Source organism: Pseudomonas sp. SJZ077, from assembly GCF_007993905.1.
Lineage (GTDB): Bacteria > Pseudomonadota > Gammaproteobacteria > Pseudomonadales > Pseudomonadaceae > Aquipseudomonas > Aquipseudomonas mandelii.
In genome coordinates this window covers 1-19,607 of sequence record NZ_VIUJ01000028.1, presented here as the reverse complement: position 1 = coordinate 19,607, position 19,607 = coordinate 1, and the positions used below count along the sequence as shown (strand labels likewise).

General features: G+C 58.1%; 28 protein-coding genes. 19 read left to right on the top strand and 9 right to left on the bottom strand.

Features of this window, described 5'->3' with window-relative positions:
• The first annotated feature begins 22 nt into the window (after positions 1–22).
• Positions 23–1,600, top strand: a complete 1,578-nt coding sequence (locus FBY01_RS28695; protein WP_077749274.1) for a sensor domain-containing diguanylate cyclase — start codon at positions 23–25, stop codon at positions 1,598–1,600.
• Positions 1,601–1,746: 146 nt separating this feature from the next.
• Here the strand turns inward: FBY01_RS28695 and FBY01_RS28685 are convergent, their stop codons facing one another.
• A complete protein-coding gene (locus FBY01_RS28685) occupies positions 1,747–2,121 on the bottom strand; it encodes a DUF2784 domain-containing protein (RefSeq protein ID WP_010455070.1) in 375 nt (124 codons plus the stop codon).
• A gap of 168 nt (positions 2,122–2,289) precedes the next feature.
• Here FBY01_RS28685 and FBY01_RS28680 point away from each other — a divergent pair, with 168 nt between their 5' ends.
• Genes FBY01_RS28680 through FBY01_RS31620 form a run of 3 tightly spaced genes read left to right on the top strand, consistent with a single transcriptional unit; the run spans position 2,290 to position 3,517 of the window.
• Entirely contained in the window at positions 2,290–2,988 is a 699-nt protein-coding gene (locus FBY01_RS28680) for an AzlC family ABC transporter permease (RefSeq protein ID WP_042932778.1), read from the top strand.
• The gene (locus FBY01_RS28675; protein WP_010455066.1) at positions 2,988–3,299 is read left to right on the top strand and encodes an AzlD domain-containing protein; all 312 of its coding nucleotides are present in this window, start codon (positions 2,988–2,990) and stop codon (positions 3,297–3,299) included. The genes FBY01_RS28680 and FBY01_RS28675 overlap by 1 nt, the downstream gene beginning before the upstream one ends.
• Before the next feature lie 59 nt (positions 3,300–3,358).
• Positions 3,359–3,517, top strand: coding sequence for a hypothetical protein (locus tag FBY01_RS31620; protein ID WP_167362281.1), 159 nt, complete (start codon positions 3,359–3,361; stop codon positions 3,515–3,517).
• Between the two features lie 124 nt (positions 3,518–3,641).
• Here FBY01_RS31620 and FBY01_RS28670 read toward each other — a convergent pair whose 3' ends face one another.
• The 3 genes from FBY01_RS28670 to FBY01_RS28660 all read right to left on the bottom strand — a co-directional run bounded on the left by FBY01_RS28670 (position 3,642) and on the right by FBY01_RS28660 (position 5,255).
• The gene (locus FBY01_RS28670; RefSeq protein WP_077749272.1) at positions 3,642–3,869 is read right to left on the bottom strand and encodes a DUF6555 family protein; all 228 of its coding nucleotides are present in this window, start codon (positions 3,867–3,869) and stop codon (positions 3,642–3,644) included.
• Positions 3,870–4,050: 181 nt separating this feature from the next.
• Positions 4,051–4,323: a hypothetical protein gene (locus tag FBY01_RS28665; protein WP_077749271.1), complete on the bottom strand. Its 273-nt coding sequence runs from the start codon at positions 4,321–4,323 to the stop codon at positions 4,051–4,053.
• 251 nt (positions 4,324–4,574) lie between these two features.
• Positions 4,575–5,255 carry an SOS response-associated peptidase gene (locus FBY01_RS28660; protein WP_010455060.1) on the bottom strand — a complete coding sequence of 227 codons (681 nt, stop codon included), beginning with the start codon at positions 5,253–5,255 and terminating at the stop codon, positions 4,575–4,577.
• Between the two features lie 279 nt (positions 5,256–5,534).
• Between FBY01_RS28660 and FBY01_RS28655 the strand changes: the two genes are divergently transcribed.
• Both FBY01_RS28655 and FBY01_RS28650 read left to right on the top strand, forming a co-directional pair.
• Positions 5,535–6,434, top strand: coding sequence for a polysaccharide deacetylase family protein (locus FBY01_RS28655; protein WP_145310610.1), 900 nt, complete (start codon positions 5,535–5,537; stop codon positions 6,432–6,434).
• A 118-nt stretch (positions 6,435–6,552) separates the two neighbouring features.
• Positions 6,553–6,795: a DUF1652 domain-containing protein gene (locus tag FBY01_RS28650; protein WP_145310612.1), complete on the top strand. Its 243-nt coding sequence runs from the start codon at positions 6,553–6,555 to the stop codon at positions 6,793–6,795.
• Here the strand turns inward: FBY01_RS28650 and FBY01_RS28645 are convergent.
• The gene (locus FBY01_RS28645) at positions 6,792–7,673 is read right to left on the bottom strand and encodes a LysR family transcriptional regulator (protein WP_145310614.1); all 882 of its coding nucleotides are present in this window, start codon (positions 7,671–7,673) and stop codon (positions 6,792–6,794) included. The two genes, FBY01_RS28650 and FBY01_RS28645, sit on opposite strands and share 4 nt — an antisense overlap.
• A gap of 127 nt (positions 7,674–7,800) precedes the next feature.
• Between FBY01_RS28645 and FBY01_RS28640 the strand changes: the two genes are divergently transcribed.
• From FBY01_RS28640 to FBY01_RS28605, 8 genes are all read left to right on the top strand, one after another.
• On the top strand, positions 7,801–8,949 hold the full coding sequence (locus FBY01_RS28640; protein ID WP_177346248.1) for a muconate cycloisomerase family protein: 1,149 nt from the start codon (positions 7,801–7,803) through the stop codon (positions 8,947–8,949).
• Between the two features lie 10 nt (positions 8,950–8,959).
• A complete protein-coding gene (gene catC / locus FBY01_RS28635) occupies positions 8,960–9,250 on the top strand; it encodes a muconolactone Delta-isomerase (RefSeq protein WP_010455050.1) in 291 nt (96 codons plus the stop codon).
• 55 nt (positions 9,251–9,305) lie between these two features.
• Complete coding sequence (gene catA / locus FBY01_RS28630) at positions 9,306–10,235, top strand: catechol 1,2-dioxygenase (protein WP_145310616.1); 930 nt, start codon at positions 9,306–9,308, stop codon at positions 10,233–10,235.
• 268 nt (positions 10,236–10,503) lie between these two features.
• Positions 10,504–11,463 (top strand): AraC family transcriptional regulator, encoded by a 960-nt coding sequence (locus FBY01_RS28625; protein ID WP_145310618.1) that lies wholly within the window; start codon positions 10,504–10,506, stop codon positions 11,461–11,463.
• Positions 11,464–11,746: 283 nt separating this feature from the next.
• Positions 11,747–13,111 carry a benzoate 1,2-dioxygenase large subunit gene (gene benA, locus FBY01_RS28620; RefSeq protein ID WP_145310620.1) on the top strand — a complete coding sequence of 455 codons (1,365 nt, stop codon included), beginning with the start codon at positions 11,747–11,749 and terminating at the stop codon, positions 13,109–13,111.
• Complete coding sequence (benB, locus tag FBY01_RS28615) at positions 13,108–13,596, top strand: benzoate 1,2-dioxygenase small subunit (RefSeq protein WP_083376537.1); 489 nt, start codon at positions 13,108–13,110, stop codon at positions 13,594–13,596. Before benA ends, benB begins: the two co-directional genes overlap by 4 nt.
• Before the next feature lie 10 nt (positions 13,597–13,606).
• Entirely contained in the window at positions 13,607–14,620 is a 1,014-nt protein-coding gene (gene benC / locus FBY01_RS28610) for a benzoate 1,2-dioxygenase electron transfer component BenC (RefSeq protein WP_077749264.1), read from the top strand.
• 89 nt (positions 14,621–14,709) lie between these two features.
• Complete coding sequence (locus FBY01_RS28605) at positions 14,710–15,483, top strand: 1,6-dihydroxycyclohexa-2,4-diene-1-carboxylate dehydrogenase (RefSeq protein ID WP_010455044.1); 774 nt, start codon at positions 14,710–14,712, stop codon at positions 15,481–15,483.
• A gap of 15 nt (positions 15,484–15,498) precedes the next feature.
• Here FBY01_RS28605 and FBY01_RS28600 read toward each other — a convergent pair whose 3' ends face one another.
• Positions 15,499–15,861: an NUDIX hydrolase gene (locus tag FBY01_RS28600; protein ID WP_077749263.1), complete on the bottom strand. Its 363-nt coding sequence runs from the start codon at positions 15,859–15,861 to the stop codon at positions 15,499–15,501.
• Between the two features lie 212 nt (positions 15,862–16,073).
• Here FBY01_RS28600 and FBY01_RS28595 point away from each other — a divergent pair, with 212 nt between their 5' ends.
• Together FBY01_RS28595 and FBY01_RS28590 are read left to right on the top strand one after the other, a co-directional pair.
• Positions 16,074–16,274 carry a hypothetical protein gene (locus FBY01_RS28595; RefSeq protein WP_010455040.1) on the top strand — a complete coding sequence of 67 codons (201 nt, stop codon included), beginning with the start codon at positions 16,074–16,076 and terminating at the stop codon, positions 16,272–16,274.
• 118 nt (positions 16,275–16,392) lie between these two features.
• Entirely contained in the window at positions 16,393–16,740 is a 348-nt protein-coding gene (locus tag FBY01_RS28590; RefSeq protein WP_077749262.1) for a hypothetical protein, read from the top strand.
• Positions 16,741–16,882: 142 nt separating this feature from the next.
• On the opposite strand, the gene FBY01_RS28585 is transcribed toward FBY01_RS28590, so the two are convergent.
• On the bottom strand, positions 16,883–17,122 hold the full coding sequence (locus FBY01_RS28585) for a hypothetical protein (protein WP_077749261.1): 240 nt from the start codon (positions 17,120–17,122) through the stop codon (positions 16,883–16,885).
• Between the two features lie 178 nt (positions 17,123–17,300).
• Between FBY01_RS28585 and FBY01_RS28580 the strand changes: the two genes are divergently transcribed.
• The 3 genes from FBY01_RS28580 to FBY01_RS28570 all read left to right on the top strand — a co-directional run bounded on the left by FBY01_RS28580 (position 17,301) and on the right by FBY01_RS28570 (position 18,272).
• Entirely contained in the window at positions 17,301–17,510 is a 210-nt protein-coding gene (locus FBY01_RS28580) for a hypothetical protein (protein ID WP_042933086.1), read from the top strand.
• A gap of 72 nt (positions 17,511–17,582) precedes the next feature.
• Positions 17,583–17,918: a hypothetical protein gene (locus FBY01_RS28575; protein WP_042932783.1), complete on the top strand. Its 336-nt coding sequence runs from the start codon at positions 17,583–17,585 to the stop codon at positions 17,916–17,918.
• Positions 17,919–18,023: 105 nt separating this feature from the next.
• A complete protein-coding gene (locus FBY01_RS28570) occupies positions 18,024–18,272 on the top strand; it encodes a hypothetical protein (protein WP_010455032.1) in 249 nt (82 codons plus the stop codon).
• Here the strand turns inward: FBY01_RS28570 and FBY01_RS32385 are convergent.
• Together FBY01_RS32385 and FBY01_RS28555 are read right to left on the bottom strand one after the other, a co-directional pair.
• Entirely contained in the window at positions 18,264–18,494 is a 231-nt protein-coding gene (locus tag FBY01_RS32385; protein ID WP_077749260.1) for a DUF6555 family protein, read from the bottom strand. The genes FBY01_RS28570 and FBY01_RS32385 overlap by 9 nt on opposite strands.
• 486 nt (positions 18,495–18,980) lie before the next feature.
• Positions 18,981–19,169 (bottom strand): hypothetical protein, encoded by a 189-nt coding sequence (locus FBY01_RS28555; RefSeq protein ID WP_010455030.1) that lies wholly within the window; start codon positions 19,167–19,169, stop codon positions 18,981–18,983.
• Positions 19,170–19,607: the final 438 nt, after the last annotated feature.

Below are 19,607 nucleotides of genomic sequence, written 5' to 3'. Positions count from 1 at the left end.
TCATAACGAGTCAGGGAGCGTCATGGGGCATCCGTCCATCAACGACCGAATTGAACACAGCCGGCCCGTCGCGCCTTGGGGGGCCGAGCAAATCGAGTCCCGGCGCAGGGTCCGCTACGCGGTTGTCCTGCTCGTGGCGGTGTGCCTGTCCTTGACGGCCATTGTGATCTGGGAAGCCTGGAACTCGCGCCAGTACCATTTGCATGACAAAGAAGTGGCAATGTCCAACCTTGCCCAGACCCTGACGTCGCAAGCGCAGTCGTCAATCAAACAGGCCGATACGCTGCTGTTTGCCTTGGTGGACCGCGTCGAAAACGAGGGCGTGGCCTCAGCGCAGCTGCCCAGATTCAGACGTTTGCTCGCCGCCCAACGCAGTGAGCTGACCCAGCTCCATGGTCTGTTCGTATTTGACGAAAAAGGGGGGTGGATCGCCAATTCCAACGGTGCGGATATACCCGGTGCGAACAATTCCGACCGTGAATACTTCATCTACCATCGTGATCATACTGACCGGGGACCTCATATCGGACCGTCGATCAAGAGTCGATCGACCCGCGAATGGATCATGACCGTGTCACGCAGGATCAATCATCCAGATGGCAGTTTCGCCGGTGTGGCGCTGGCAACGATCTACCTCGACCATTTTCTCGCGCTGTACGACAGCATCGACATGGGCCAAAACGGCGTGATCAACCTGATCGCCGACGATGGCAGCATCGTCGTTCGCCGGCCATTCAACGAAGCCGACGTCGGCACCAGCGTCGCCAAGGGGCCGCTGTTCATGCAGCTGTTGCCCAAGGGCAATTCCGGCACGGCCACCGTCAAGTCATATGTTGATGGTGTGGAGCGAGTGGTGGGGTTTCGGCGGGTTGATGGTTATCCGCTGATCGTCTTTGCCGGCCTGGACAAGCGAGACGTCCTGGCCGGCTGGCGCGAGGAGTCCATCCTCAGCGCTGGCATCGTGCTGTTGCTTTTGGTGTTTCTGGGAGGGCTCGGCTATCGCCTCATTCGCTTCATGAAGCAGCAGAATCATTTTCAGAGCGTGCTGCTTGATGCCCGGGAAAAGCTCATCGAGGTCAACCGCAGCCTTGAACTGCTGGCGCTCGAAGACGCACTCACCGGGCTCTCCAACCGGCGTCAGTTCGATCTGTTCATCCTCGCGGAAATGGGCCGGGCCCGGCGCACGGTGACCCACCTCGCCATGCTGATGATCGATGTCGATCACTTCAAGAGCTTCAATGATCGTTATGGGCACGTGGCGGGTGATGACTGTCTGCGCAAAATCAGCGCGATTATCAAGGACAACATCAAACGCCCCGGCGATCTGGCCGCCCGCTATGGCGGCGAGGAGTTCACGGTGGTGCTGCCCGGCACCGACTATGTGGGGGCGTTTCTGGTCGCCGAAAAAATTCGTCGCGGGGTGCAGCAGGCCGGCATCGTACACAGCGAATGCCCTGAGGGTATGGTGACGGTCAGCGTGGGGGTTTGCGCCTACAACCCGGCCTCGCAGGATCAGCCCGACGACCTGGTCACCGCTGCGGACAAAGCGTTGTACGTGGCCAAGGCCAGTGGGCGGAACATGAGCGTCATCGCCAACTGACTTGAAACGAAGCGGTCACTGCCCTGGACCGCAGGACACGGTAGAAGGCGCTTTGCCCAGGTCCGCGACAGGCTGCCGGTTTCGCGGATGGCTTGAAGCAACGTCAGGTCTTCAATCGACAGCATTTTCGATTCTCGGCGGGTATTTCAGGCTGCCCGGCGTAACTTCCACAACCTGATCAGCCGAAGATAGACCATGACGTTGATCACCAGCACCACGCTGCCCAGCGCCAGTTGAATCGCCGGTGTCAGCCCTGCGGGGTAAATGACCGGCCACACGTAGTGTTCGATGAAGCCACCGCCGTAACCGGTTTGCCCAGCGGCCTGGCGCATGACGTTTTCCCATTGAGTCAGGGGACACATCAGGTGGAAGACTTCCACACTCACGCCCCACACAGCAGCGGGCAGGTGCCACCAGATCAGCGGTCGCCATTTGAGCACCAGCAGCCCGCCGAATAGCACGAACAGAATGAACAGCAAATGAAACAGCACCAGCCCATCGGCGGCGATCCGGTAAAGCATGTCGACTCCCTGACGCGTTAGGCGAATGGCTCCATGGTACTCGGGTTCTGTTCCTTGCTGCTGCCCAGAGCCATTCGGCAAGTGCTGCCCGCAAGTGCGCAAGATTGTTCAAGCCATCGAACGCAACTGCTGGCACAGTCTGGCGTCTTCCCCTGGTTGTAGAGCTTTATGTCGAACTCACTCATGCCGCGCAGTGCCTTTCTTCGCGGCGCTGTAGCGATCATGCCGTTGTCCCTGGCGACCGCGCCCTGGGGCCTGCTGGCCGGGTCCATGGCCATCGAGGCCAATCTCACGCCGCTGCAAGGTCAAGGGTTGTCGAGCATCGTGTTTGCCGGTGCCGCGCAATTGGTCGCCATCGGCATGCTTAAGGGCGGTGCCGGGATCTTTTCGATTTTGCTGACCACGCTGTTACTGACCTCCCAGCATTTGCTGTACGGAATGAGTATGCGTTCGGTGATTTCACCGCTGCCGGGTCGCTGGCGCGTGGGGCTGGGGTTTTTGCTCACTGACGAGCTGTTCGCCCTGACCAGCCAGCATGACAAACAGCAGTTCAATCGCTGGTACGCCCTGGGCGTTGGCCTGACGTTTTACATCGCCTGGAACCTGTTCACGCTGGCCGGCATCGTCCTCGGCAGCAGCATTCCCGGCCTCGAACACCTGGGGCTGGACTTCTCCATCGCTGCGACCTTCATTGCCCTGATCACCCCGGTGGTACGCAACGTTCCGACGGTGGTCTGCGTCGCGGTTTCGCTGTTTTGTTCCGTGTTGTTCAGCTACTGGCAATGGGGCTCGGCGCTGGTGCTGTCGGGGTTGGCGGGCATGACTGCAGGCTTCATCTGCAACAAATTCCATGGGGGGCGCACATGATGGTCTGGGCTGTAATTATCGGGATGGGCGTGCTCGTCTTCCTGAACCGCTACGTATTCCTCGAACCACGACTGCCGCTGCGCTTGAGCAGTAATGCCCGGCAGTTCCTCGGTTTTGCCGTGCCGGGGATGTTGACCGCGATCTGCGGACCGATTGTGTTCATGCCGGACAAACAGCTGAATCTGCAGTGGGACAACCCGTACCTGATCAGTTCGCTGGTGGCAGTGGGATTGGTGCTGTACACCCGCAATACCTTGCTCAGCATGCTTTTGAGCATGGGGTTTTTCTTTTTGCTGCGCTGGTGGCTTTGAGTCGCGCTTCGGAAACTGTTCTACGCTTAAAGGGAATTCCTTCAGGAAGCGAGGCGCGTATGGCCAATGAACCAAAACGTCCTGATCTGGATGAAGATGAGGATGAACCGACTCAAGAAGAGCTTGAGCGACAGAGGCGTTCGACACCGGACTGGAAGCACCCCGACGATGGTAAAGAACTGTCAGATCGTGACCAAGAGCGTCCGCTGAAGCCCTGACGGGTCCGCATCCCCCACCGCTGATCTTCAGTCAAGCAAGCGCCCTCGCCACAAAAGCAGGTGTGTCTGAAGTACTTTGCTTGATTGAACAGTCATTCGCGATCAAGCGGGGCGGGTAAGGCCGTCAGATCGCCTCATTCCAACGTATCTGCGTGATACCCAGTTGTTGAGCGCTCAAACGCGCCGTTTCGGGGGAGGCGTGTGCGGCGATCTTTCCGTCGGATTGCGGAAAGGCATGCGCCGAGGCTGAACGAATTGCGTCAACATCGGAGAACTGTTCAGCCAGTTTGAAAAAGTGCTGACGAACGCCATCGAGCAAATAATGCACGGCATAGGGAACGAGTTCGCTCATGTATTCCTCCTTAAATTCGCCAGGGCTTTGATTCAGGCATCGAACGGGCAATTCGCAAAGTCTGGGGTGCAATCCTTGTGCGGATAAGAGCTGAAAAAAAGAGGCCTCGATGGGCCTCTTCTTCAGAGTGCAACAATGTCCGGTTCGTTCAGTCTTGTGCTGAACTCAGCAGCGCCTCACTTCAAATATCGTCCAGTGACGGAAAATCCGGGTGGGAGGCCCGGTAGCCCAACGTCTTGTCGATCCAGGCATTCAATTCGTTGACCATGACCGGCGGCTTGCCAGAGTAGGCTGCGAGGGTTGAGCGCAGGATGTCGTTGATATTGGGGATGGAACGCAGGTTTCGGGTCTTTATGTATTGCCCGATAAAGCAGTCAAGTTGATAGCGTTCTGTCAGCGACAGGTACACGCACTCCAGACCGCCGACTTGATTAATGACAAGATCTTCGCGCAACTTAGTTCTCTGCAGGCTCGTTGGATTTAGGGATTTCCTTGTTTATTGACTCTTTGGTCAATTAGGTACTGCCAGGGGAAATGCGGCGCGCATGCTATCTGTAGCACTACTAAATGTATGTACAACAATTCAATTGTCAGACAAGCGGTTAATGCATCGTTTTGCCGCATTCCTTTTAGTGTTTCTTGGATGAAACAGTCCGTGTAACGTTTATGCCGTTCGGCTATTCAGAAACCGGAAATGGATCCAATTCAAGTCAGCTTATCAATCAACATTGCACTCTGGTTCCTGACATTTCCCACTGCCTTATCGACTCTGTACCACTCGAACACTTCACTGACTTCACCTTGCATGAGCACCATCTGCTCGGCACGCTCTTTAGGCGTAGCCGGGTCCAGCCATTCATGTGCCAGTTGCACAGACAACACCACTGGCCGTCGGTCATGAATGTCGAGCATGCCGCCAGCGCTGTCCGCCGTGATGATGACGAAACCGTCGTCGCCGCGCGGCTCGCTGCCACCGTGGGGGAACTGGCCGATCGCCGCGCAGTAGATCGGCGCCCGATCCCGTCGACGAATCAGCCACGGCTGCCGCGTCGTGTCGCCGGCATCCACCCATTCGAACCAGTTGTCGATCGGCACAATCGCACGGTGCGGCCAGATCGCCCGGAAGAACGGGCCATGAGCGACTTTCTCGACCCGGGCATTGATTGGCGCCGCCCGGTCCTTCGCCCAGTGCGGCCGCCATCCCCAGCGCACCGAATCGGCGTGCAACCCGTCAGGCTCAAGGTGCAGCAGGGCGAGTTGAGTGGTGGGCGCGGCGTTGTAGCGGGCCAGCGGTTCATCACCGACATGGTTGATCAGCGCGTCGGGAATGCTCAGCACCGCGACAAAGTCGTGAATGCCACGGTACTGCGAGAGTCGTCCGCACATCGGTTAATCCTCAGGCTTGAGCTTTTAGTGTAGGAGCACGGGTACCGTCCTTCGCGAGGATGCTGTGGTTGAACGGCCAATTCCTGACGAATGTAGCTCTGGCGATGGTTCCAGCAGTCGTTGGCGCGGTAAGCCACGAGGGTGAGCGCTGGAACCAAACACTGTGTACCCTGATCCAACCTCGGCCTGCAGCGACCTGCGGGCTGACAAGGGATCAATGGGCGAAGGGTTTTTGCCGTTTTAACGTGATGACCATTACGGTCTGGCCCAAGGCAAACCATGAAACAGTTGTTCAAGGCTCTCACTACGCTAGCCATCGCTGTCGGGCTCGCTGGCTGCATCGCTTCACCGATCGACCTGACCCCGCAGACCGAACAGCGTCTGCGCGCGCAGCCACCGATCCGCTTTGTGCTGACCTTCGACGACGGTCCCAGCGCATCAAGTTTCTGGAACCCGAGCATGACGGTGCTCGACAGCCTCGCGCAGAACCCGGTGCAACCGGGGATCAAAGCGGTGTTCTTCGTGCAGACCGGCGCGCCACGGGCCGGCGACAGCGACATCGGGCGCGGGGTCATGCACCGGGAGCAGGCTGAAGGGCATGTGCTGGCTTTCCACACGGCGACCCACTCGCACACCAATCACCGCTCGCTGAGCCCGCAAGAGCTGGAGCAATCATTGAGCAAGGGCAGTGCCGACATTGCCGCAATCACCGGCGCACCGCCCACCCTGGTGCGTCCGCCGTTCTGGAGCTATGACAAACGCGTGTTCGCCGCCTATCAGCGACATGGCCTGCACCTGCTGCTGACCGACCTGAGCGCCAACGACGGCAAGATCTGGGGCTTCAACGCCAGCCCGCGGCGACGGGCCAACATGTTGCGGCAACTGTCCGAAGTGCGTGAACGCATTGCACTGGGCGAATTGCCGACGGTGGACGGTGTGATTCCGGTGGTGGTGACCTTCCACGACCTGAATCGCTACACCGCCCGGCATGCCCGCGAATACCTGCAAATCCTCCTCGACAGCGCCCGTGCCACGGGGGTGACGGTGGCGCAGAAGCCGTTTTACGACGACAGGGCGGCGCTGCAACGGGCGGCTTTGGCGCGCACCGTCAGAAGCGGTTCAGAGGCAGTGAAGTTGCCGGGAATCTGGAATTGGTTGTGGGACGGGGATTCTCATTAGAACTTCAGCAAAATGAGAAACAGCTAACACTTAATGTGAGGCCGGCGGGCGCAGACGGGCGAAAATGGATCTATCCTCAGCGGGTCGAATCCGATGAGCCGCCAAGGAGGCGTCAGTCATGGTTTCTATTTCAGTCCTTTGCATCATTATAGAGTCCGGTTTTAAGCCGCTTTCCTGCGAGTGCACAGTGAATCCCAATGGATTGTTGCGGATCAAAGTGTACGACCGGGCCACCGGGCGCATCGATTTGCTGATTCCCTGTGTAACGCCCGCCAGGCTGACCACCGTTCGCGCGATCTCCGACCTTATTGGCGAATTACGCACCGAACTGCGTGCCGGGCGCCGGGCCTTCGCCGGTTAGCGGGGCAGCAGTTCATCAATTATCTTCAAGCAATGATTCAACCCCTGCGTCACATCGCCCACGCGCCGACTGAGAATGATCGGTGACGTCGCGTTGTCTTCCAGCAACGGGGTGAAACCAATGTCGTCGCGGTGCAGCAACTGCACCGACGCGGGCACCAGTGTGACCCCGATACCGGCCCCTACCAGACCGATTGCTGTTTGCAGTTCGTTGGTCCATTGCGCCACGTGGATGCTCACGCCGTAGGATTCGAACAGCGCAATAACGTGGTCGGCGTAGCTGGGGCGTGGATTGCCGGGGTACAGCACAAAAGGCTCTTTCGCCAGTTGGCGCAGACTGATCGGCCCGGCCAGCAGCGGGTGGCCGGCAGGCAGGGCGGCGACCAGCCGGTCTTCGGTCAATACCGTCTGGATGATCGCCGGGTCGTCGATGCGGATCCGCCCGAAACCGATGTCTATGCGCCCGGCCTTGAGCGCCTGCACCTGTTGCAGCGTGGTCATTTCCGAAAGCCCGAGCTCAAGCTCCAGAGGCTCGCCACTGCGCAAGCGACGAATCAGTTCCGGCAGCACGCCATACAGCGTCGATGGCGCAAAACCGATGCCCAGCCAGGTCTTTTCCCCCAGGCCGATGCGCTTGGTGTTGTCGCAGACCTTGGCCAGCTGTTCGAGCAAGGCGGTGGAGTGTTCATGGAAGAAGCGCCCGGCGTCGGTCAGCTTCAGCGGACGGCCACGCTCGAGCAATAACACCCCGAGTTCATCTTCCAGTTGCTGGATCTGTCGGCTCAACGGGGGCTGGGCAATGTGCAGCAGTTCGGCGGCGCGGGTGAAATTGAGGGTTTGAGCCAACACCTGAAAATACCGCAGGTGACGCAATTCCATGGTGCCTCCAGGCATTGAGCGGCTGAATACCTTTAAGGTATCGATCCAGACCAATTCTATATTGGCCGTCGGCAAAAAGCCGTATGAGAATCCATTTCAGAACTTAAAGAACCTGACGGGTATCGACATGCGTGCAACTGCCATTGAATCGATCGAGACGATCATCGTCGATCTGCCGACCATTCGCCCGCACAAACTGGCCATGCACACCATGCAGAACCAGACTCTGGTGATCATCCGCGTGCGCTGCGCCGATGGCATCGAAGGCATTGGTGAGTCCACCACCATCGGTGGCCTGGCCTATGGCAATGAAAGCCCGGACAGCATCAAGACCAATATCGACAAACACTTCGCGCCACTGCTGATCGGTGAGAACAGCGGCAACATCAATGCGGCGATGTTGCGCCTGGAGCGCAGCATTCGAGGTAACACGTTTGCCAAATCAGGTATCGAAAGCGCCTTGCTCGACGCCCAGGGCAAACGCCTTGGCCTGCCGGTCAGTGAGTTGCTGGGCGGTCGCGTTCGTGATGCGCTGCCGGTGGCCTGGACCCTGGCCAGCGGCGACACCGACAAGGACATCGCCGAAGCGGAAAAAATGCTCGACCTGCGGCGCCACCGGATCTTCAAACTGAAAATCGGTGCCGGAGAAGTCAATCATGACCTGGCCCACGTTATTGCCATCAAGAAAGCCCTGGGCGATCGCGCCAGCGTGCGGGTCGATGTCAATCAGGCCTGGGACGAGGCGGTCGCACTGCGCGCCTGCCGGATACTGGGCAGCAACGGCATCGACTTGATCGAACAGCCGATCTCACGCACCAACCGCGCGGGCATGGTGCGACTGAACGCCATGAGCCCGGCGCCGATCATGGCCGATGAATCGATCGAGTGCGTGGAAGACGCTTTCAATCTGGCACGCGAAGGGGCCGCTTCGGTGTTCGCCCTGAAAATCGCCAAGAACGGCGGGCCACGGGCCGTGCTGCGGACCGCCGCCATCGCCGAAGCTGCCGGTATCGGTCTGTACGGCGGCACTATGCTTGAAGGAGGGGTCGGCACGCTGGCCTCGGCCCATGCCTTTATCACCCTGAATAAACTGGCCTGGGACACCGAGCTGTTCGGCCCGTTGCTGCTGACGGAAGACGTGCTCAGCGAGCCGCTGGTCTATCGCGACTTTGCGCTGCACGTGCCGCAAACACCAGGCCTTGGCCTGAGCCTGGATGAGGAACGCCTGGCGTTTTTCCGGCGCGACAAAACATCCACTTCCGTTCATCAAGCCTGAGGAGAGCATCATGCTATTTCACGTAAAAATGACCGTGAATCTGCCGGTCGACATCAACCCGGATCTCGCCACCCAGCTCAAGTCCGATGAAAAAGCCCTGGCCCAGCGCCTGCAAGAGCAAGGCAAATGGCGTCACCTGTGGCGCATCGCCGGGCACTATGCCAATTACAGCGTTTTCGACGTCGATAGCGTTCAGGAACTGCACGACCTGCTGATGCAATTGCCGCTGTTTCCGTACATGGCGATCGAGGTCGATGCGATGTGCCGGCATCCTTCTTCCATTCGCGAGGATGACCGCTGAACCCAGCCTGTTCAGTTCGCTACGCCCATAATTACAAGATGAGGAACCCCAAAAAATGAACGTCAAGATTTCCCACACTGCCAGTGCCCAGAAGTTTCTCGAAGACGCCAGCGGCTTGCTCAACGACGCTGGCGACCCGCGGGTCAAAGCCTTGGTTTACCGTATTTTGCGTGATTCGGTAAACATCATCGAAGACCTCGCCGTGACCCCGGAAGAGTTCTGGAAAGCGGTCAATTACCTTAACGTGCTGGGCGCGCGCCAGGAAGCCGGTTTGCTGGTGGCCGGCCTCGGCCTGGAACACTACCTGGACTTGCTGATGGACGCCGAAGACGAGCAGGCGGGGAAGGCGGGCGGTACGCCGCGGACCATCGAAGGCCCGTTGTATGTGGCGGGCGCGCCGTTGTCCGAGGCTGAGGCACGACTGGACGATGGCGTCGATCCGGGCGTGGTTCTGTTCATGCAGGGCCAGGTACGCAACACCGCTGGCGAACCTTTGGCCGGCGCAGTGGTGGATGTCTGGCACGCCAACACGGGCGGCACGTATTCCTACTTCGATACCACGCAATCGGAGTTCAACCTGCGCCGCCGCATCGTCACCGATGCCGAGGGCCGCTACCGTTTCCGCAGCATCGTGCCGTCGGGCTACGGTTGCCCGCCGGACGGTCCGACCCAGCAATTGCTCGATCAACTGGGCCGTCATGGCCAGCGTCCGGCGCACATTCACTTCTTTATCTCCGCGCCGGACCATCGTCACCTGACCACCCAGATCAACCTCGATGGCGATCAGTACCTGCATGACGATTTTGCCTACGCCACCCGCGACGAACTGATTGCCCACATCATCTTCAGCGACGACCCGCAGCGCGCGGCGGCCCATGGTGTCAGCGGCCGGTTTGCCGAGATCGACTTCGATTTTACCTTGCAGACCTCCGCGCAACCTGACGAGCAGCAGCGCCACGAACGGGTTCGTGCGCTCGAGGATTGATCGCCTCGATCGTCGAATCTTTGTGGGTGCGAGTCTGCTTGCGAATGCGGGGTGTCCGTCAACGTTGATGTTGAGACTGATGGCCCTATCGCGAGCTGACTCGCTCCCACATTGACCAAGTTACATCAGGGCGAACGCGGTCAACTGTGGGAGCGAGCCAGCTCGCGATAGGGCCAGAACCTTCCACAGGTCAGCCCACTGACACACCGCTGCAAATATGGCCTTAGAATGACCCGACGCAATCAATAACAACAACGAGAGTAACCCGATGATGCAGGCGCAACTGTTGAGTCCGCGCAGCAGAGTATTCGACCACGCCGACCCTTACGCGGTGTCGGGTTACGTCAATCAGCATGTCGGCAATCATTGCATCCTCATGCCCAGGGCCGGCCGTCCTCTGGCCAGCCTCGATCATCGCAAATTCGCCAGCCTTGACCTGTGCCGCATCAGCTACGGCGCCAGCGTGCGGGTGACCTCGGGCGCACTGGAAACGATCTATCACCTGCAAGTGCTACTGCGCGGCAACTGCCTGTGGCGCGGTTACGGTCAGGAGCATTACTTTGCGCCAGGTGAATTGCTGCTGATCAACCCCGACGACCCGGTGGACTTGACGTACTCCGACGATTGCGAAAAATTCATCCTCAAAGTACCTACCCGGCTGTTCGAGTCGGTGTGTGAGGAGCAGCGCTGGCGCTATCCGGGGCAGGGCGTGCGGTTTCTGGAGAATCGTTATCAGCTTGATGAGCTGGAAGGCTTTGTCGGCCTGCTGGCGATGATTTGCCAGGAAGCCGAGGCCATCCAGCAGATTCCCCGGGTTCAGGAACACTACGCGCAGATCATCGTCAGCAAGATGCTCAGCCTGATGAAAACCAACGTCATCCGCAGCAGCCTTGGCTCGCCGGCGACGACGTTCGAGGGGATTGCCGATTACATCGCGCGCAACCTCAAGCAGGACATCGACAGTGAAGAACTGGCGCGTCAGGCGCGGATGAGCCTGCGTTCGCTGTATGGTTTGTTCGAACGCAACGCAGGGACTTCGCCGCAAAACTACATCCGGCAGAAGAAACTCGAACGCATCAACCAGTGCCTGAGCGACCCGACCTGCAACGTGCGAAACGTCACGGAAGTGGCCATGGATTACGGCTTCCTGCACCTGGGGCGGTTCTCCGACAACTACCGCAAACAGTTCGGCGAGTTACCGTCCGACACCCTCAAGCGCCGGCACTGACCCCAGGCGACATGCAACTTGCTCCCGCTCCACTGCGCAGCAGTCGCAAACCTGTGACCCCCGGTTTTGCAGAATAATCGCGGTCGCAGGTTTTGGGGCTGCTTCGCAGCCCGGCGGGAGCAAGCTCCCTCGCCACAGGTTCCTGTCGGTCCTGATGGGTGGGCATCAATGATTCACCGCACGTTGCAGTAAACGGATACACGTCTGCACCCATCGGATAGTCCCTCGCATCCCCCCGTCCTAGCATGGCCCTGCCTGAATAAAAACAATGGAGGCGGCGGCCATGTCCCTGCGACCCGAATACCTTCACTCCCTGCTTGAAGATGACAAAGAACAGGGCATCTACCGCTGCAAGCGCGAGATGTTCACTGATCCACGGCTGTTCGACCTGGAGATGAAACACATCTTCGAAGGCAACTGGCTGTACCTGGCGCACGAAAGCCAGATCCCCAACATCAACGATTTCTACACCACCACCATGGGGCGCCAGTCGATCTTCATCGCGCGCAACAAGGAAGGTGTGCTCAACGCCTTCATCAACGCCTGCAGCCATCGCGGCGCGACGCTGTGCCGGCACAAGACCGGCAACAAGAGCTCCTACACTTGCCCATTCCACGGCTGGACCTTCAACAACTCCGGCAAACTGCTCAAAGTCAAAGACCCGGCGGCTGCGGGTTACCCGGCGAGCTTCAACTGCGAAGGCTCCCACGACCTGACCAAAGTCGCGAGATTCGAGTCGTACCGCGGCTTCCTGTTCGGCAGCCTCAACGCCGATGTGGTGCCGCTGGTCGAGCACCTGGGCGAGTCGGCAAAGATCATCGACATGATCGTCGACCAGTCCGCCGATGGCCTCGAAGTGCTGCGCGGTTCCTCAAGTTATATCTATGAAGGCAACTGGAAACTCACCGCCGAAAACGGCGCCGACGGCTACCACGTCAGCTCCGTGCACTGGAACTACGCCGCCACCCAGAACCAGCGCAAACAGCGTGAAGCCGGTGACAGCAACCCGACCATGAGCGCCGGGGCCTGGGCCAAGCAGGGCGGGGGGTTCTACTCGTTCGACAAGGGCCACATGCTGCTCTGGACCCGCTGGTCCAACCCCGAGGATCGCCCGCTCTACGAACGCCGCGACGAGCTGTCCCGGGACTTCGGCCAGGCCCGTGCCGACTGGATGATCGAGAATTCGCGCAACCTGTGCCTGTACCCGAACGTCTACCTGATGGACCAGTTCAGCTCGCAGATCCGCATCGCCCGCCCGATCTCGGTCGACCGCACGGAAATCACCATCTATTGCATCGCCCCCAAAGGCGAAAGCGACCACGCCCGTTCGAGCCGGATTCGTCAGTACGAGGATTTCTTCAACGTCAGCGGCATGGCCACCCCGGATGATCTGGAAGAGTTTCGCTCGTGCCAGACCAGCTATCAGGGCAGCGTCACGACGTGGAATGACATGTCCCGCGGTGCCGAACACTGGGTCGAGGGCGCCGATGAGGCGGCCAGGGAAATCGGCCTGCATCCCTTGCTCAGCGGCGTGCGCACCGAAGACGAAGGCCTGTTCGTGCTGCAACACAAGTACTGGCAGCAAACCATGCTCAAGGCCCTGGCTGCCGAACAGCCGGAATTGATTGCTGTGGAGGCCGTGCAATGACCCTCACTTATGATGCAGTGCGCGATTTCCTCTACCGCGAAGCACGCTACCTCGACGACAAGCAATGGGACGACTGGCTGGAGATGTACGCCGCCGATGCCTCATTCTGGATGCCTTCCTGGGACGACAACGACGAGTTGACCGAAGACCCGCAGCGGGAAATTTCGCTGATCTGGTACGGCAACCGCACCGGCCTGGAAGACCGCATCTTCCGCATCAAGACCGAGCGCTCCAGCGCCAGTGTTCCGGACACCCGCACATCGCACAACATCAGCAACATCGAACTGCTTGAGCAGGCCGACGGCCTGTGCAAGGTGCGCTTCAACTGGCACACCCTGAGCTTTCGCTACAAGACCGTCGACAGCTATTTCGGCAGCAGTTTCTACACCCTTGATGGGCGCGGTGAAAACCTGCTGATCAAGGCCAAGAAAGTGATCCTGAAGAACGATTACGTTCGCCAGGTCATCGATGTCTACCACCTCTGAGGCGGCCGTCATGACTCATTCCATTGCATTCAATTTCGAAGACGGCGTCACCCGGTTCATCGACGCCAACGTGGGCGAAACCGTGGCCGATGCCGCGTACCGTCAAGGCATCAATATTCCGCTCGATTGCCGCGACGGCGCGTGCGGCACCTGCAAGTGTTTCGCCGAGGCCGGTCGTTATGACTTGGGCGAGGAATACATCGAAGACGCGCTCAGCGCCGATGAAGCGCAGCAGGGTTTTGTCCTGACCTGCCAGATGCGCGCCCAGAGCGATTGCGTGGTGCGCGTGCCGACTTCATCGCAGGTTTGCCGTACCCATCAGGCCAGTTACGACGCCACCATCAGCGCCGTGCGGCAGTTGTCCGACAGCACCATCGCGCTGTCTATCAAGGGCGAAGCGCTGAGCAAACTGGCGTTTCTGCCGGGTCAGTATGTGAACCTGGGAGTTCCCGGCAGCGAGCAGACCCGCGCTTACTCCTTCAGCTCGTTGCAGCGTGACGGCGAAGTGAGTTTCCTGATCCGCAACGTGCCCGGCGGCTTGATGAGCAGCTTCCTCACCGGCATGGCCAAGGCCGGCGATAGCATGTGTCTGGCCGGGCCGTTGGGCAGCTTTTATCTGCGCGACATTCGCCGGCCGTTGTTGCTGCTGGCGGGTGGAACCGGTCTGGCGCCGTTCACCGCGATGCTGGAGAAAATAGCCGAGCAGGGCAGCGAGCATCCGCTGCATCTGATCTATGGCGTGACCAACGATTTTGACTTGGTGGAAATGGACCGGCTCGAAGCGTTTGCCGCGCGCATCCCGAATTTCAGCTTCAGTGCCTGCGTCGCCAACCCCGACAGCCAGCATCCGCTCAAAGGCTACGTGACCCAGCATATCGAGCCACGACATTTGAACGAGGGCGACGTCGACATCTACCTGTGCGGCCCGCCGCCGATGGTCGAAGCGGTCAGTCAATTCATTCGCGAGCAAGGCGTCGCGCCTGCGAACTTCTATTACGAGAAATTCGCTGCCAGCGCGGCTTGAGTCCAGCCGTAGCGTGATCACTGATTCCACAGGTCAGTGTTTTGTCTGGGACGTTTTCACTGCATGGCATCCTTCGTCACGAGGTCCACATGAACAGATTTCACGAAAAAGTCGCGCTGATCACCGGCGCGGCGCAAGGCATTGGTCGGCGGGTGGCGGAGCGCATGGCCGCTGAGGGTGCGCGATTGATTCTGGTTGATCGCTCGGACCTGGTGTTCGAGGTGCAGCAACAATTGGGGCAGGGCAGCCAGGTGCTTGCCCTGACCGCCGACCTTGAGCAATACAGCGAATGCAGCCGCGTGATGCGCACCGCCGTCGAGCGCTTTGGGCGTCTGGATGTGCTGGTCAACAACGTAGGCGGCACGATCTGGGCGAAGCCTTTCGAACACTACGAAGAGCAGCAGATCGAAGCCGAAGTCCGTCGTTCGTTGTTTCCGACCTTGTGGTGCTGCCACGCCGCGCTGCCGTTCATGCTTGAACAGGGCAGCGGCGCGATCGTCAATGTTTCGTCCATCGCCACCCGCAGCATCAATCGTGTGCCGTATGGCGCGGCGAAGGGCGGTGTCAATGCGCTGACTGCTTGCCTGGCGTTTGAAACCGCCGGTCGCGGAGTCCGGGTCAATGCCACCGCGCCCGGCGGCACCGAAGCACCGCCGCGGGTCATCCCGCGAAACAGCGCAGAGCAGAGCGCCGAAGAGAAAGTCTGGTATCAGCAACTTGTCGGCCAGACGCTCGACAGCAGTTTGATGAAGCGCTACGGCACGCTGGATGAGCAGGCTGGCGCTATTCTGTTTCTGGCCAGCGACGAGGCTTCGTACATCACCGGCATGGTCATGCCGGTGGGCGGCGGCGATCAGGGCTGAGGCGGCTGCGCAAACTTACAAGCGACGCTGGAAGGCTTTGACGATCTTGAGCGTGGCGTCGCTTGTGTTCAGATTCTGGACTGAGTCCAGCGGAAACCACATGCAATCGAAGATTTCATTTTGGGGCCGGGCTTCGTCCGAGTTTAGGACCGACGCCTCGAACACATGGTGGCGGGTGCTGCTCGTTTCCAGTTCCATCAAGTACAACAAGCCGTCGACTCCAAGCCCGGTTTCTTCCTGGAGTTCGCGCATGGCGGCGCACGCAGTGGTTTCGCCGCGCTCGACTTTTCCTCCGGGCAAGGTCCAGCGACACCTGGGTTTGCGCACCAGGAGAACATGCCGATCCTGCTCGCAAATGACTGTTGCCCGTACTTTCATGTGTTACTAAACCGCCGATTGTCATAAAACAGTCATGAAAATGCAATATTCAGGCCCATGCCTCTGTTTCAAAGGGTTGGAGTGAGGGAAGCGGTAGAAAGTGCAAAGGAATGTCGAAAACCTGACACGACGTCTGGTCGGCACTTGGGCAAAGGGCGGGTGTAAGGTAGCCAAGTCAATCGTGGCTTATCACTGCCGAAAAGGAGGTGACTATGAGCGTTCCGATGCTGAATAAAATGCACATGAACGGTTATGACGTACTCAGCGTAAACAACGGCCCCTGGCGGGTGTGCACCAAAGGCGACCGTCTCGGGGCTTTTGGCAGCAAAGAGGAGGCACTGGCGTTTGCGGCAGCGCTTCCTGCCTACAGAGCAAGAGCGGTTCGATCGACGCCAAGCCAGAAATCAGAATGAGCGCAAGTTTGAAGCCCTGGGATGCCGGGGCTTTTTTTGTCTTGAAATCAGGAGTTGGAAGATTTTAAACGTGACATTTGGATGATAGGGTGGCCGCTTTTAATTCAAGGAAGAAAGCATGTTGAAAGGTCGCTTCACTGCTCTGGCATTGTTATCTGCTGTTTACCTTGCTGGTGTTGGTCAGGTTCTAGCCCAGACTCAAGGCGAAATCCACACCAATCAAAAGGTCTGCGATGTTTTTCGTACATTGGCCGGATCGATCATGCAGTCTCGGCAAAATAACGAAACGAAAGAAAGCCTGCTGGCCGTGAAGTCGGGTAATCCTGATCATGACAAGTTGGGTGCCATGTTGATCAACGAAGCGTACAACCAGCCCGTCCTCGATTCTCCAGAACTCAAAAGCCAAGCCATTAACAGGTTCGCGGATAAATGGCGGGACACTTGTAATAAACCCGCTTCCAGCTAGCTTGCCACCCCATGTTGGCTAGTAACCATGCTTGGCGACCAGCGGCTGGTCCCGATAAACGTATGAATCAATGCTGCAGCCACCCGTCGCTGCCAGCATGACATCTAGCGCGAATAGAGGCGTGTTCATGACAGCGCTCCCGTTATTGGGCTTTCGCCCGGCTGATGATTTTGGCTTTCACTTCATCGGCATAGCCCATCAGTCGCTGTTCATCACCCTGAAATAACTCGCACAGCCTTTTAGTTGCTTGCGCATCGACATCATTGCCGGCCAGGCGTAGCTGCTCTGCGATGCGCAAGAGCTCCACTGCCGACCACCTCAGGTCCGACGCAACTCCTTGCAGATCACGCCGAAGTTCGTTTTCATTTTCGTTGAGCCACATGATGACCTCCTGCTGATACCCCGCTACAAAAGAGTAGTCCCAATTAACGGGCGGGGCGTTTGCTCGCCTGCTGCTCAGGGGATGGAAGGTGCGCCGCTTGTCGGGAGAGTGAGCGCGAACGAACCCGCGTGATGTCGTACTGAAGTGGCGAATGTTCGCTAGGGCGAGGCAACTTCAAATGACCAGCACCGATGATTTCAGATTCCATGCGCATGAGCTGATGGTTGACCTGGACGCCGCAACTGCGGAGATGATGAAGCTGATTTCGGCCCATCAGTTAAGTGGGCCGGAGTGGGAGCGGGTCACTCAATGGCAGCATGAAGCGTATGAGCGATGGATGACGTATTTGAACAAACGGTCGTATCCCGATCACAACGTAACGCCCTGAGGGCTGATTCTATAGATGGATGTCTGGTTCGCTACGCGCTACATTTCCCGTTTTTCAGGATAAGGAAGCGTCATGCGGATGTTGATTGGGGGAATAGCGATGGCGATGCTGGCGGGTTGTTCATTGCCGGCATCCCTGGTTCCAGGTGAACCTAACGTCAGCAAGTACAGTAACAAGGCGCCCAAAGAATACGCCGCGTGTCTTTTGCCACTATGGCAGCAGGAAGTCCCCAAGACGACTCAGACCGGTATTTCCAATGGCTACCGGATCAACGCGCCCAGCATTATTACGGCTGACGAGATTCTGGACATCGTGAAATACAAGGACGGCAGTCGAGTCTCGCTGTATCAGGGCCCGCCATGGGCCAAGTCGGGCGCGATGCGCAAGGCCGTTCGTAGCTGCTTGTAAGACTCAATGCATGTGAGTTTCGGTTGTAAGCGCCGTATGTCGGAACTGAGGAACGGTCATTCGCTGGATAACATCCAAGTGAAAACTGTCCCTGGGAGTTTGGCGATGAATGATGATCAAAAGAAGCAAGCCCTGGCGGCCTGGTACAAGCTTCTGAAAGAACCGGAAATTCACATGGATGTTGAAGAACAGTACGACGAGTTGCTCAAGGCCGCCGACGAGATGGAACGTACCGGGCTGATCAGCGGCGTGGAATGGCGCAAGTTGGTGAAAGAGGCGAGCACTGCATTTGCAACGGCAACAGAGGGCGTGGACGGCGGCACCTCAGCGGCCGCACACGGTCATTTACGGTAACTCCTCCCAACTCACCTGCCTCAAGCCATTTTCCTGTGCATGGCTTCGTAGCGCATCAAAGTCTTGTTGATCGTGATTGTCCCCATACGAAAGCCCGATCCCCGAATGCAGGCAGGCGTAGTACCAAGCGTCTGCCTCAGACATATGGGAGTCGGGTTGAATAAAAATATGCCGAGTCTTGTTGAAGCCATACGTGATTTGAAAATATCGAGGGCGGTTCATCCGAATCTCCAGGTGCTGCCACTACGACATTAATGGCGTAGTGCCAGTTCCTTCTGTTTTCGGACTTTTGTCTGCTTCAATAAATGAGCATTGTTTTGCCCTCATTCAGTCTTGCGCGTGCTCAGGGCACGTTGACGCGGGGGGAGCGCTCAGACAGCGTGCATTGAAGACATTCGTTATTGAGCTGCAAACATTCTTCCTCGGCTTCTGTCCGTGTCGGATAGGTTGTGGGCAGCCTGCGCTTTTCTTCATTGTCATAGAGGTTGAACCCTATGGGGGCGGTTTTGCAGTAGAAGCGCGTTCCGTTGCGCGTTGACCCCGTTTCCGTGGGAATGGCGGGAACCACAACGAATCTTGGAATCATCCTCGCGTACTCCTTCTGAATTCACCTTAATGGATAGCGGCTACTAGCCACTACCGCAAGGGAGCATTTGAAGTATCCGATGAAGAGTCCGGTCTGCTGAGCGGTTGCTGGCAGGGAAGTCATCAGGAACTGGAGCGACGGCGATCGACGCCAGACGGGTTGCCGGTGTTTATCAGCCTTCGCTCTGTCAGGATGTTATGAAGTGCCTGGCGGGCGTCAGCGTCCAGCTGGTGCTCTCTTTCCTTGAGTTCAAGGAGGATGGGTGTGGACCAGGTGCGATAGGTTTTCTCGGTTTTGTGAATAGACGTCATTTATCCTCCTTGATCACGCGCCCGCTGGGGTATCAGGGTCACTCGATTCGGTAGAAACCCTAGTCGAGGAAACGGCTTTGCGCCAGTGAATCGCACTGCAATGGTGCGTCTGTTGGCGCATGACAGATCAAATGGGTCTCTGAGATCTCGATTGCCGCTCGCTTGATGAAGAAAAGCAGAATTTTTGGAAGAGGGGGTTGACCACGTATTTCAATGCTGTACTATTCGCCTCCCGCTAACGAGCATATTGATGTTTGTTCTAGCGTAAGTAGTTGATTTGGCTAGTAAAATCAGAAACTTTTTAGGTTGCAATTTGAAAAGGGTGCTGTAGAATGCGCACCTTGGTTGAGACGAAAGATCTTAACCAACCGCTCTTTAACAACTGAATCAAGCAATTCGTGTGGGTGCTTGTGGAGTCAGACTGATAGTCAACAAGAT

Bases quoted from the DNA above. Each gene is read 5' to 3' on its own strand.
- FBY01_RS28570 (WP_010455032.1), top strand. From the start codon at position 18,024: ATGAATGATGATCAAAAGAAGCAAGCCCTGGCGGCCTGGTACAAGCTT.
- FBY01_RS28645 (WP_145310614.1), bottom strand. From the start codon at position 7,673: ATGGAATTGCGTCACCTGCGGTATTTTCAGGTGTTGGCTCAAACCCTC.
- FBY01_RS28575 (WP_042932783.1), top strand. From the start codon at position 17,583: ATGCGGATGTTGATTGGGGGAATAGCGATGGCGATGCTGGCGGGTTGT.
- FBY01_RS31620 (WP_167362281.1), top strand. From the start codon at position 3,359: ATGGCCAATGAACCAAAACGTCCTGATCTGGATGAAGATGAGGATGAA.
- FBY01_RS28590 (WP_077749262.1), top strand. From the start codon at position 16,393: ATGTTGAAAGGTCGCTTCACTGCTCTGGCATTGTTATCTGCTGTTTAC.
- FBY01_RS28680 (WP_042932778.1), top strand. From the start codon at position 2,290: ATGTCGAACTCACTCATGCCGCGCAGTGCCTTTCTTCGCGGCGCTGTA.
- FBY01_RS28685 (WP_010455070.1), bottom strand. From the start codon at position 2,121: ATGCTTTACCGGATCGCCGCCGATGGGCTGGTGCTGTTTCATTTGCTG.
- benB (WP_083376537.1), top strand. From the start codon at position 13,108: ATGACCCTCACTTATGATGCAGTGCGCGATTTCCTCTACCGCGAAGCA.
- FBY01_RS28675 (WP_010455066.1), top strand. From the start codon at position 2,988: ATGGTCTGGGCTGTAATTATCGGGATGGGCGTGCTCGTCTTCCTGAAC.
- FBY01_RS28625 (WP_145310618.1), top strand. From the start codon at position 10,504: ATGATGCAGGCGCAACTGTTGAGTCCGCGCAGCAGAGTATTCGACCAC.
- FBY01_RS28585 (WP_077749261.1), bottom strand. From the start codon at position 17,122: ATGTGGCTCAACGAAAATGAAAACGAACTTCGGCGTGATCTGCAAGGA.
- benA (WP_145310620.1), top strand. From the start codon at position 11,747: ATGTCCCTGCGACCCGAATACCTTCACTCCCTGCTTGAAGATGACAAA.
- FBY01_RS28555 (WP_010455030.1), bottom strand. From the start codon at position 19,169: ATGACGTCTATTCACAAAACCGAGAAAACCTATCGCACCTGGTCCACA.
- FBY01_RS28580 (WP_042933086.1), top strand. From the start codon at position 17,301: ATGACCAGCACCGATGATTTCAGATTCCATGCGCATGAGCTGATGGTT.
- FBY01_RS28660 (WP_010455060.1), bottom strand. From the start codon at position 5,255: ATGTGCGGACGACTCTCGCAGTACCGTGGCATTCACGACTTTGTCGCG.
- catA (WP_145310616.1), top strand. From the start codon at position 9,306: ATGAACGTCAAGATTTCCCACACTGCCAGTGCCCAGAAGTTTCTCGAA.
- catC (WP_010455050.1), top strand. From the start codon at position 8,960: ATGCTATTTCACGTAAAAATGACCGTGAATCTGCCGGTCGACATCAAC.
- FBY01_RS28595 (WP_010455040.1), top strand. From the start codon at position 16,074: ATGAGCGTTCCGATGCTGAATAAAATGCACATGAACGGTTATGACGTA.
- FBY01_RS28670 (WP_077749272.1), bottom strand. From the start codon at position 3,869: ATGAGCGAACTCGTTCCCTATGCCGTGCATTATTTGCTCGATGGCGTT.
- FBY01_RS28605 (WP_010455044.1), top strand. From the start codon at position 14,710: ATGAACAGATTTCACGAAAAAGTCGCGCTGATCACCGGCGCGGCGCAA.
- benC (WP_077749264.1), top strand. From the start codon at position 13,607: ATGACTCATTCCATTGCATTCAATTTCGAAGACGGCGTCACCCGGTTC.
- FBY01_RS32385 (WP_077749260.1), bottom strand. From the start codon at position 18,494: ATGAACCGCCCTCGATATTTTCAAATCACGTATGGCTTCAACAAGACT.
- FBY01_RS28640 (WP_177346248.1), top strand. From the start codon at position 7,801: ATGCGTGCAACTGCCATTGAATCGATCGAGACGATCATCGTCGATCTG.
- FBY01_RS28695 (WP_077749274.1), top strand. From the start codon at position 23: ATGGGGCATCCGTCCATCAACGACCGAATTGAACACAGCCGGCCCGTC.
- FBY01_RS28655 (WP_145310610.1), top strand. From the start codon at position 5,535: ATGAAACAGTTGTTCAAGGCTCTCACTACGCTAGCCATCGCTGTCGGG.
- FBY01_RS28650 (WP_145310612.1), top strand. From the start codon at position 6,553: ATGGTTTCTATTTCAGTCCTTTGCATCATTATAGAGTCCGGTTTTAAG.
- FBY01_RS28600 (WP_077749263.1), bottom strand. From the start codon at position 15,861: ATGAAAGTACGGGCAACAGTCATTTGCGAGCAGGATCGGCATGTTCTC.